The organism is Bacteroides cellulosilyticus DSM 14838 (assembly GCF_000158035.1).
GTDB classification, from domain to species: Bacteria; Bacteroidota; Bacteroidia; order Bacteroidales; family Bacteroidaceae; genus Bacteroides; species Bacteroides cellulosilyticus.
This window is the reverse complement of the sequence record NZ_EQ973490.1, coordinates 1,742,788-1,755,572: the sequence shown is the minus strand read 5'-3', so window position 1 is coordinate 1,755,572 and position 12,785 is coordinate 1,742,788. Positions and strand designations below refer to the sequence as shown.

Annotated in this window: 6 protein-coding genes; all 6 read right to left on the bottom strand. The window is 36.9% G+C overall.

Going from position 1 to position 12,785, the window contains the following annotated elements; all coding sequences use genetic code 11:
• Nucleotides 1-7: 7 nt before the first annotated feature.
• Entirely contained in the window at nucleotides 8-2,263 is a 2,256-nt protein-coding gene (gene bglX, locus BACCELL_RS10840; RefSeq protein WP_044153801.1) for a beta-glucosidase BglX, read from the bottom strand.
• Between the two features lie 97 nt (nucleotides 2,264-2,360).
• Nucleotides 2,361-4,520 carry a glucoamylase family protein gene (locus BACCELL_RS10835; protein ID WP_007211813.1) on the bottom strand — a complete coding sequence of 720 codons (2,160 nt, stop codon included), beginning with the start codon at nucleotides 4,518-4,520 and terminating at the stop codon, nucleotides 2,361-2,363.
• 92 nt (nucleotides 4,521-4,612) lie between these two features.
• Complete coding sequence (locus tag BACCELL_RS10830; protein WP_007211812.1) at nucleotides 4,613-6,079, bottom strand: RagB/SusD family nutrient uptake outer membrane protein; 1,467 nt, start codon at nucleotides 6,077-6,079, stop codon at nucleotides 4,613-4,615.
• Between the two features lie 11 nt (nucleotides 6,080-6,090).
• Nucleotides 6,091-9,171: a SusC/RagA family TonB-linked outer membrane protein gene (locus BACCELL_RS10825; protein WP_007211811.1), complete on the bottom strand. Its 3,081-nt coding sequence runs from the start codon at nucleotides 9,169-9,171 to the stop codon at nucleotides 6,091-6,093.
• A 263-nt stretch (nucleotides 9,172-9,434) separates the two neighbouring features.
• On the bottom strand, nucleotides 9,435-12,266 hold the full coding sequence (locus tag BACCELL_RS10820; protein WP_007211810.1) for a helix-turn-helix and ligand-binding sensor domain-containing protein: 2,832 nt from the start codon (nucleotides 12,264-12,266) through the stop codon (nucleotides 9,435-9,437).
• Between the two features lie 89 nt (nucleotides 12,267-12,355).
• Nucleotides 12,356-12,785: sensor histidine kinase (locus BACCELL_RS10815; protein ID WP_044153597.1), on the bottom strand; the 430-nt coding region annotated here is incomplete at its 5' end.

Genomic DNA, 12,785 nt, shown 5'->3' with positions numbered 1-12,785 from the left:
CCTTAAACTATTTCAAGCTAAACGTTGCTTTTTTCACATCCCTGCTGTTCGTTCCGATCATTACTTCGAATTCACCAACTTCATTCACAAACTGGATATCCGAATTGTAGAACTTAAGCATTTCCGGAGTGATCTTAAAAGAAATATCTTTTGACTCCCCTGCTCTAATTGTTACTTTTTCAAATCCTTTCAATTCTTTCACCGGACGAGTAACACTACCGACCAAATCGCGAATATACAACTGAACAATTTCATCTCCATCACACTCACTGTTATTGGTTACAGTCACACTTGCGGTTAACATGCCATTCCGGTCTATTTGATCCGTACTTAATCTCACATCGCTATAATCAAATTGTGCATAACTTAGTCCATAGCCAAATGGATAAAGAGGTTCATTCGTTACATCCAGATAATTTGCCCGGAACTTCTCAAACCAACCGCCCTCAGCCAGCGGACGTCCAGTATTTTTATGGTTATAGAATAAAGGAATCTGCCCTACATTCTGAGGAAATGTTACAGGCAGCTTACCTCCAGGATTTACATTTCCGAATAGGACATCTCCTATAGCATAAGCGGCTTCGGTACCTCCAAACCAAACATTCAGAATAGCAGATACATTTTTGTCTTCCCATGTCAGGGTCAACGGACGCCCAGTGAATAATACCAGAACGACAGGTTTACCTGTTTTCACTAATTCTTCCAATAATGTTTTTTGAACATCAGGAATATTCAAATCTGTTCGACTACTCGATTCACCACTCATTTCAGAAGATTCACCTAATGCCGCAACAACAACATCGGCACCATGAGCAACATTTAATGCTTCATTCAGCATCTGGATATCGGAACGTTTTTCCTTATCCCGGTATAATGTACGTCCAAAGAGTGTTGCACGTTCCTCATAAGCCGCATCACTCATCAGATGGCTACCCTTAGCATACACAATTTCAACTTTATCACCTGCCACTTCTTTCAAACCCTCCACAAGCGTAGCTGGAGCTTCCATATTGACCGCTACACTCCACGTTCCGGGCATATTAGAACTCGTATTCGCCAACGGCCCAACTACAGCAATCTTACCTTTTTTCTTTATAGGCAGTGTCTGTTTATCATTCTTTAAAAGAACAAAGCTTTCAGCAGAGATCCGGCGTGCAATACTCCGATGTTCATCAGTGTAGATATCCGTTTTGGCACGTTCAGTATCACAATACTTATAAGGATTATCAAATAATCCCAGCTTATATTTTGCCTCCAAAATACGACGGCAAGCTTGATCTATCTCTTTCTCTGTTATCTTACCCTCCTTCAATGATTGTTGAAGTGTAGAAAGATAACCTTCGCTCACCATATCCATATCCACTCCTGCACTCAAAGCACGGGCAGAGACTTCTCGCATATCTCCAATACCATGATTTACCATTTCCATGATACCGGTATAGTCCGTAACGACAAAACCACCGAATCCCCACTGTTTACGCAGGACATCAGTTATCAACCATTTGTTGGCTGTTGCAGGAATTCCATCGACCTCGTTGAAAGAAGACATGACACTGCCGGCACCCGCATCCACAGCCGCCTGATAAGGATACATATATTCATTAAACATACGAATACGGCTCATGTCAGTTGTATTATAGTCCAAACCGGCTTCTGCTGCCCCATACAAGGCATAGTGCTTCACACAAGCCATAATATTAGTCTTTTCACGATATGCGCTATCACCTTTACCCTGATAGCCATATACCATCGCCTTAGCAATTTCACCACCTAAAAAAGGATCTTCTCCGCTACCTTCGGATACACGTCCCCAACGTGGATCACGGCTGATATCAACCATCGGACTAAATGTCCAGCAGATGCCATCGGCACTGGCTTCTATCGCCGCTATACGAGCAGATTGTTCTATAGCCTTCATATCCCATGTGGCAGCCATACCCAAAGGAATAGGGAAAACAGTTTCATACCCATGAATAACATCCATGCCAAAGAGTAAAGGAATTTTCAGGCGACTCTCCTCTACAGCAATACGTTGTACTTCCTGTATCTTCTCAACTCCTTTTATATTGAATAAGCCACCCACTGCACCTGCTCTGATTTTGTCTGCAATATTGTTGCTGCGTGCCTGTCCGGTGGTTATATCTCCCGAGCTGGGAAGATTAAGCTGACCAATCTTCTCTTCCAAGGTCATCCTGTCCATCAGTTTATCAATAAATTTGTTCATCGACGCATCCCCACTCTTTTGAGAATCGCATGCAGTCATTAAGGATAATCCAAACAGTAATGCGGAAAGAACTATTTTTTTCTTTTTCATCATATTGTTTTTTTATGGTATATTTTTCTTATACAATTTTCCTGACTCAAGGAAGAAAGACCTTCGTTTTCATCTGTTTTATATCTTTGTCTTTCATAAATAGATTCCAAATTAAACCTGTACGATAGTTTTCCATCATTACCGTTATTGCTCCTTGATTCAATCCCATATAAATATTTGAGCACCAGTTTTCATTCAGATTAAAAGCATCACGAAAACCATATTCCCCCCAAAGGAAAGAACCATAATTGCGATAATAATTGCGTAAGGCATTCATGGACTCTTCAGGTGTATATGGAAATGAGCCTAATGCTCCAGCAGGAGACATAGTACCATCTTCATGATTTTCTATGGCTTCGTAGGCCCCATAAGTACCCCAAGGATTTTCGCAAACGGATATTCCCCAGCAGCCGGGTCCATATCCTCTCCGATTATTCGGATTTTCAAGACAATACCTATAATTAATGCGGACAATATTCCGTAAAGTATTATAATAGTCAATAGTAGTATATTTGTCTTTCAAACCTCTTGGGTCAAGTCCCATAAACGAGAAATGAGTAAAAAAGAGAGGTCCTCCACGATTGACACCTATATCAAGCTTAACTCCATAATATATATTTCCATTTGTATACATCGAGCCATCGGTGGTTTCGCCCCAACCTTCACGGTATTCCCGCGCATAAGGTTCTTGGCTTGCCCACCCCGAATAATACAAATCTTTATCCACTCCATGTGTTGGTGATGCTATAGCCAGTAGATAAGTGATCATTGTCTCATTCCAACCGATAAGCTTATGATTAATGATCCATCCTTGATCCGGAGACCAATGCCAATACAGATATCTGCTGTCTTTTGTCTGCTTAAACCAATCCCATTCTATGTTTTCCCATAATTGAGTAATTACATTACGTATGAACTCCTCATCAGGTGTATTCTTATCAAAAAATTGCCGGGCGGTTAATAATCCCTGAAAAAGAAATGATGTTTCAACCAAGTCTGCACCGTTATCCTTTTTACCGAAAAAAGGTTCGACTTTACCTGTAGAGCCATCTATAAAGTGGGAATAAGCCCCGTGAAAAGTCTCGGCCTTCTTTAAAAAAGATACAATCTTTTTTAAACGCTCTACTGCCTGTTGTCTTGTTATAAACCCACGTTCCACCCCTGATATAATTCCCATAATGCCGAATCCCGATGCCCCAGTGGCAATCATATTACTACGTCCAGAAATATTTTCAAGTGCCAAACCGGATATTTTCTCTGCCCCATCCCAATAATAACGGAAAGTCGCCTCATGAACCATAGTCAATAATTCGTCATCTGTCATATAATGAGTGCTAACCTCAACGATGTTAGACGGAACAGTCTCCTTATAATCATAACCAACACAGGTTATCTTATATTGAAAAGTGGTATTCGGCCTGTCCGAAAAATCGGCATACAAACCAACTTTCGGATCTTGTATGCCCACAGCTTCAAAAGTTTCTCCATTACACGACCTATAAATCTTTATATATTTAACATTTTCAAGACCTGCTTTATCCCATATCACATTACTATGACGTTCATAAGCTTTGACTGTTATGTCTGGAGTAGCAGAGATCTGTTTATTCTGATTTCGGGACGATAATTCAATCTGATCTATATATACCGTATGATTCTTTCCATCCGCAACAGCTTGTTTAAAAAATATTTTCTTTATCTCTTTTGTATGATTATAAGATATATTTTTGAAATTATGAAGAGGAATTCTCATTAGGTACCAGCCATTGATTTTATTATTTCTGTCTATATAATTACCTAATGGCAGATAATCTGATTTATGATTAGAGCCAATAGCAATAAGTGGCAATTCCTCAAGGCTCGTTTCTGCATCAAACAAGATTCTCAAATCAAGGAAATCACCTTTTTTTATAAAATCCTTTCCCCGCCATTCAGGATAGATGACCGAAACATCCCAACTCCCATTCGATGCTGAAAGATAATTTAATACTAAAGAATTTTTAGCTGTGAAGAACTCATCATTAGTTATAGGCAACTTCTTTTTTATATTTTGGACGAAGCTTGGTGATGTATATTCAACTTCACTATAATAATACGATCCAGACATCAAGCTATTATCAAAGAAAACATGGTCATATTCTGGTTCATGAGCATATATTATCCTTCCGAATGACAGGATAACCATTAATAAAATCACTCTAATCATATCTTTTATTTAAAACTAATCCGGCACTTTTTCTATCCGAAATACATGCCGGATTAATAGTTATGTTTTGAAATATAAAGTATTGGATATACTTATAAGTTAGGATTCATATCTTTCTGTGGCAAAGGTATAGGATAATACTCGCTTTTGCCTTTAACAAAATTCGGCAGTACATCTGCAGCTTTGCCTGTACGCAGTAAGTCAAAATAACTCTCACCCCATTCTCCACATAATTCAACTTCTCTTTCTTCGAGTATTTGTTCAAGAGTTACATTCGTCAATTCAGGCATTTTAGCTCTCTTTCGTACAAGGTTGAATGGCGTATCACCCGATTGCCCACTACGTACCTTTGCCTCAGCATTCAGTAAAAGGATATCTCCATACCGTAGCATCCTGATATTATTCCCCGAACCATAATCTATACGTCCCGGAGTAAGCTGGGTACTTGGAAGATAGGCTTTTCCATTATATACCGTAGGTTCTCCCACAGATGAATTATTAACAACATCACCTTCTGGAGTTGCTTTTCCAGTATATAAAAAGGAAGTTTCCGCCCTGACCGTTTCGCCTCTGCGGGTAAATAAGTCAATTATATATTGTGTTGGGACCATGAATCCCCAACCACTCTTCATATCGTTTACACCCGTAATACTCTTAGGTCCTTGAAATTCAAACCAAGAATCAGAAGCTATGATATCTGCCGAATTAGCATCCGAGTATTGAAGTTCAAAAAAAGTTTCATCGGCAAGCATTCCCGGTTTCTTGAAATACTGATAGAAGTCATCGAACAATGTAAACTTCTGACTATCATAAATTTTATTAGTAGCAATCAATACTTTATCCCAATCATTTATATCTGCATTTACTTTTGCCCTCAAAGCCCAGGCAGAATATTGTGTAGCTTGTCCTTTATATGGCATTTCATTAGGTCTCAATGCAGGCATATTGTTTACGCAGAAATCTAATTCTTCATCTATAAATTTATACACCTCCGCAACCGGAACTTTACTTACTTTTTCTGTATTCAGAATATCCGTATTATCTCTTATAATGGGAATCTCTCCCCAAAGACGGACGAGATAAAAGTATGCATAAGCACGAATAAAGCGAACTTCAGCCTGATATTGTAAATTAAGTTTTTTATCTGCGTCAGTAGTAGTATGTTTCGCATATTGACCAAGCATTTCGAGTGAACTGTTACAGACTTGCACCAAGTAGTATAGCCCTTCCCATGAATAGTTCAATCCCCAAAAATTATCAATCTTAGAATATTCAAAGTTTTTACAATCTGTATATTCTGCCTGATCAGTTGGTGAACCACCTTTTTCTATATCGGCACTTCTGACAGCAATAAGACCATACAAAGCCCATCTGCCAAAACCATTATAGGAACGTGCAGTAGCATAAACTCCTGAAACCGGGTTAAACATATTTTCGATTTTAGAGTAGTCGAGAGATTCTTTTTCATACTCACCTTCAGGATTATTATCTAGGAAATCGTTACAGCTACAAAATAAAACGATTATGAATGCTATAAATAATATATTGTATTTTTTCATTATCCTAATTATTAAAAATTCAACTTTAAACCAAGACTGTAAACAGAGGATAACGGATAGACCTCCTCATCGATACCCACTGCTCCGAGTTCCGTGGTAAAACCATTATAACCAAAGAAGTTGAAAGGTCTCTCTGCTGTCAGACTGATTCTCAGACTCGTTGTTTTGTCAGCAAGTTTAAAGGGATTAGATAGAGTGTACCCTATCTGAATATTTTGAATACTAAAATTTGATGCACTTTCAACCATAGCAGAGTTGAAGTTAGCTATGTTCCATGTCTTCATTAATCCCTTAGCCGATGGATATTTATTAGTTGAGCCAGGACCTGTCCATACATTCTTAACAATGTCTTTATCAAAGTTGACTTCATTCTGCCATCTTCTCACCCATCTTTTGCGGTTAGCTATCTTATGGCCAAATTGTCCGGCAAATGACAGATTGAAATCCAAATTCTTATATTGAAAACCCAAGTTACCTCCCAACAGGAACTTAGGTACATAAGCGCCTAAGATAACGCGGTCGTTAGCAGTAATATCACCATCTCCATCAACATCCCTATATTTAAAATCACCAGGTTCCAAGCCATTCTTCACAGCTACGGGATCTGCCGCTATTTCCTGTTCATTCTGATAAACGCCCAACACGTCAAATCCATAGAACGAATCAACTGTTTCACCAATCATTCTCACTGTTCTGAATTCAACATCTCCGGTATTGATTACATTGTATCCATCAAGCTTAGTCACTTTATTCTTCAATGTACTGAAGTTTATTCCTACATTGTATAAGAAGTCGTTCGATATTTTATCAGCCCAGTTAACAGAAACTTCTATACCCTTATTTTCTATTGTACCATTATTAGTCAATAAGTTTCCTGCACCAAACGGAAGTTGTTTCTGAAAAATAGCATCTTTCGTTTTTCTGTTATAATAGTCAAATTCCAATCGCAGGCGATTATTCAAGGTTGAAATATCAAATCCCAGATCATATTCTTCTACAACCTCCCATTTCAAGTCTGTATAGTAGTTTATTGAGGTATATCCCGGTACCATAGAACCACCGAATATTCCAGATGTACCACTTCCCTGATTCAATGTTGCTACGCCATAATTGGCACGTCCACGGTCATTTCCCAAACGTCCCCAATTAGCTCTTACCTTAGCAAAATCAACTATTCTCTGATTTTTCATAAACGCTTCGTCAGATATCACCCATCCCAAACCTATAGATGGGAAATAGCCCCATTTATCCTGATACTTAGAACTACCATCTGCACGGAATGTTGCAGAAATCAGATATCGTCCATCGTAATCATACATAACACGCCCAAAGAATGAGGTTCCTCTATATTTACGGGGTAATTGGTCAGCGTCCCACTTATCTTTTATAGTGTATTCGTTTGGAGTTCCATTTTCAAAATACCAAGCCTCTTCATTTGCAGGAATGTCTTTTCCTTTTATTTGTTGTAATTCCACACGTTCCTGACGAATTGAATTACCTGCCATCAAGGTAAAAGAATGCTTATCAATCTGGTCACGGTAAGTGATGATATTATCCAATACATAGTTACTTTCGAAACGATCCTTTTTAGTCAATTCTGAGTATGCTTCTTTCTGATTATCGCTAACTGTATACTGAGGTTTATACTCCTGATAACGGAGCAAGTATAAATCCTGACTAAGGGTACTTTTAAGAGTCAATTTGTTGTCAAGCAATGACAATTCAGCATAATAAGAAGGAGTAATTTGTATTCCCTTTTCACTCTTATCCGAATTATAATAAGCAGTTGCTACCGGATTAGCATAATATTCTGCATAATTGAACTGAGCTGGGGAAGAAAATTTAATAGGACTTGCTTTCTCATTATTCTCATCGTAAACAGGCAATGTTGGAGGAGCAATATATGCTCTGAAAAATGCACTAACAGGTGCAATGTCTTTTTGGGAACTCGACAAAATAAAACTAACCCCCGCTTTAAGATTACTAAGAAGATTGATATCAACTTTAGCTCTTGCATTAATCCTTTGGTAACCATTATCAGCCACATCCATAATGCCATCCTGATAAAGATAATTGGCACCTACAACATAACTAATATTCTTACTTCCTCCTGATATATTAATGGCATGACTGTGCATAACAGCAGTCTTAAGCAATTCACCATACCAATCTGTATCAACCACCGGATAACCGTCTGCTGATCCATAAGCGTTCATTGTTTGTTGAACCCGATCATAAAAAGCCGCATTACCGGAATTCTTCATCATATCAGTGTATTCACGTGAGTTTGCCATTTTCATCACATTCGACGCTTTTTGTAAACCGACATAGCCATCATAAGTAATCTGAACGGGTTTGTCAGGCATCCCTTTCTTAGTGGTGATAATGACAACCCCATTGGCAGCCCTTACTCCATAGATAGCTGATGATGAAGCATCTTTGAGAACACTTATATTTTCAATATCATCATTACTTAAGAAGTCAATATTCTCAAAAAACATTCCATCTACCACATATAGAGGATTTGCATCTGAAAAATTACCAATACCGCGAATTCTTACTTTCGGAGAACTACCTGGCTGCCCCGTATTCAGTATTTGCATTCCAGATACCTTTCCCTGCAACGATTGCATGGGTGAACTGGTAAGATGTTTGCTGACTTCTTCTGCCCGAATAGTAGAAATTTGTGATGTTAAATCTTTCGACTTTGCACTGCCATATCCTATAACTACAACGTCACTAAGTACTTGTGCATCATCTTCTAAGGTTACATTAATAATATTAGAAGAATCCACAGTAATTGTTTGTGTCTTCATACCTATATAAGAGAAAGTCAACTGTTGCCCAGGTTGAACGGCAATTGAATATAATCCATCAAAATCTGTTATAGTTCCATTAGAAGTACCTTGTACTGAAACACTTACACCAATCAGTGGTTCACTTTTGGTATCTATAACCTTACCCGTAATGGTTTGCGCCTGAGCCTGCATACAAATTGTATATAAACTAAAACACAACAACAGAACAATATTCTTCTTCTTAAAAGAATCTTTCCGTGTGCCCCAAAATAACATTCTAAAATTAAAATTCATAATTAGTAAAATTTAAGGTAATAATTAATAGTAACTTTCTTATAAGAAATAACGAACCAAGAGATACTACAACTTATTCACGTGATGAAGTAGCATCTAATGTGCCCTCATGATATCATGCCGACAAATATATGGGAAGAGTTTTTAATCAAAATAAAAGTGAAGCATTTCTAATACTCCACTTTCATTTTTAACAGAAGATATACCTCATTATTAGCTCTCACAAAGAGTTAACTCATTAATAAACTGAATATTATCAGTATTTATTCTATTGACATTATAAAATCTGATAGTTTCTGTTCAGCAGATAAATCTATCTTTTTACGTAATCTGTGCCGTGAGTTTTCAACTGCTCTGACTGACATATTCATAAAAGAAGCTATGTCTTTCGAGTCGAAATTAAGTTTTAAGCATGCACACAGTTTCAAGTCATTTGCAGTTAATTGTGGATACAAGTCTTTTAGCCTTTTAAAGAAGTAGGGATGTTTCTCTTCAAACTTGATAAGGAACATTTTCCAATCATCATCAGTATTTAGATTATTATTTAATAAGGTTTCAATTTTACGATAGAAAAGAAGCAGATTCCTTTGATCTTTTGGTCCATGATAAAACTCATCAATAAGTTCCTTTATGGTCATTATCAACTGATTTTTCTGGATAGTAAAAGATGTTTGCGTGAATAGTTCTGCATTTTTATCTTGTATCTCCCTCTGTAACTTTTCGTTAGCAGCCTGGAGCCTTTTCGCTTCCCTATATCTGATCTTTTGCAAATGAATATTACGATATCGTCTAAGAATTATAATCCACACCAGATAAGCAATTAACAAAAATACAATTATATAACCAACATATGCCCATAAAGTCAGATACCAAGGTTTCAATACTGTAAAATCATAGGATACAATTTCTGATATATTACCCAGATTATCTACTGTCCTTATCATAAAATTGTATTTTCCCGAAGGTAAACGTTCATATTCTATTTTATTGGTGATCAGAGAGGCAGACCATTCAGAATCAACTCCCTCTAATTTATGTTGAAAATATAAATTTCTATTGAATGCACCTTTTGACAAATAATAGAATGCTATAGAGTTGTAAGTATAAGGAATATCACTCTTCCCTGTCAAAGGAAGATATCTTAGATCACCTTCACCATTCTTTATCTGTACATAATCAATATATATTTTCTCTGTATTATTTTTAGTACAATGCACTGTTTTATCATTATAAAGAAGAAACCCATTATCAAGGCAAATTAAACTAAGTGAATCATTCAATATGGAAATATTTTCATACTTGTCTACCATTGATATATTATGTATGCCTATATCATAAGACTCCAGAATACAGGCTGAGTGACCGTCACAATAAAATTTGAAAACCGTATTGTCTCCTATGGCCCAATAGAGATCACCTTTAATATAAACTATCTTCTTCAGATTTTGTATTTGGCTAAAGCAGTCATCTAATATCCTATAAGATTTCATTGTATTATCCATATCATTATATGTATAAAATCGGCCGTCCCCCAATAAGGTTATACGTCCTCCGACTTTTGATATAGAGAGTTTATAAGGCAAATTATCGTCTGAATTACCTCCATAATATCCTGATTCTTTAACCCGGGTTAAAGAATCATTTAATAAATACCTGTATACTCCTTTATTAGGTGTTTCAGCCCAAACATTTCCCAGATGATCAACTTCCGTTTTTAAAGTACTAATATGTGAATTATCCACATTAATAACCCGGCTGTTATCGGGAAACATAATTTTTAGTTCTTCATAGGTTGACATCAACAAAATCTCTGTTCCTCTCAATACTGTTTTTTGGATACTGTATAATCCTGTATCAAACTTTTTATTAGAAGATTTCAATACGTGCATATCTGGATTAATAACCTTTAATCCCCTATTGTGACGACAAAATAACTCATCACCTTCTATATACAATCCCCAAGCTTGACCTTGTGTGTCATCTATGAACTTTAAATTTCTCATAGGATTAACCAACCCGAGCTCTTTCTGAGGAATATAAAATACCCCTTGATTAGTAGCAAAGACAAGATTACCATGCCAAAGGACAGCATCATATACAGCACCAATTGTATTAGTAGGATCAGTATAGCAATCCATATTATCAAGATATTGAATATAGGATACACCTTTATCAAGTGCCACCCAAAAATTTGAATCGCTATCCTCAAATAAATCAAGAACCGTATTATTTTGAAGTTTTGTTTCAGTAGAGAAATGGTTAAGTATCTTGCCGGAAAGGTCTACTTCATACAACCCATTGATAATAGTACCAAAATAATATGTACCATGTGAAGATAAGATGCCACAGTTCAAATCATTCTGCTTAAAAATGGATGAAGCTTCACAATTCCACTCAGAAAAATGCTGCCCGTCATATAAGTATAATCCATGCATAGATGTACCTATTAAATACCTATCAGAATCATATGGCAGTACAATCCGGACATCTTTACCTTTAAAGATTTCACTACCTTCTATTTTAACCAATTTATCATCAGACAGTTTATACAGCGAATCTTGCATACCTTGTACCCAATATTCGTTGCGAACCTTTAAAAGAAACAGTATGCTCTTATTGGTTACAAGTTCAACTTTACCCTCTTTATAAACATAGATAGAGCTAAATGACTGGAAATATACTGTATCTCCGACAATCAATATTTTCCAGAAATCATTATTAATTAAGTTTTGTCTATTCACCGAACTGGCTAAAGATGTATATTTGAGTTGACCGGAAATATCTCTATCCCACCTCCCGAAATCTTCATATCCACAAGTAAATATGGTATGATGATCAAAAACAGCCACAGCTCTTACTATGGAGAAGTTACGAATTGTGTTTATTTTCCAATTAAACCCATCAAACTCTAATAGTCCATTGTCATTTCCAAAATAAACCACACCTCTCTCATCTTGCCCTATCGACCAGTTTTTATTAGCTGCACCATATCTATTTTTATTAATATTGATAATATATGGGTTATTCGAGTATAAGTCAACAGATATTCCCAATAAGATTAATAGATACAGAAATCTTCTTATGTGTTCTTTCATATTATGTAAATATAGTAACGAGCAAGCAGAAGTAAGATATATCAAGTCCAAAAGAAAAACAGATGTTATCGCTACAAAATCCGCTATACTCAACTTAATAATGGCAGCGTAAAGTAGAACGTCGTCCCTATTCCTTCTCCTGAACGTACCCAAATACGTCCACCCATCCGTTCCACCAGCATACGAGAAACAGTCAGTCCCAGTCCGGTCCCTTGCGCAAAGTTATTAATCTTACCGAAACGTTCAAATATCTTAGCCACCCGATTGGCCGGAATACCGATACCCGTATCTTTGACATAGAATTGTACGACATTTCCCCGAAGCTGATAACCAAAATGAATCTCTCCGGACGGAGTAAATTTAGCTGCATTACTTAACAGGTTCATCAGCACCTGCATGATTCGCATCCTATCTCCGATAACATACAGATTCTTGTCAACATCATCCAACGCCATTTTCACACCCTTATTAACTTTCATTCGGTGCCTTTCATATTCTTCAAGACAGGCTGCATACACA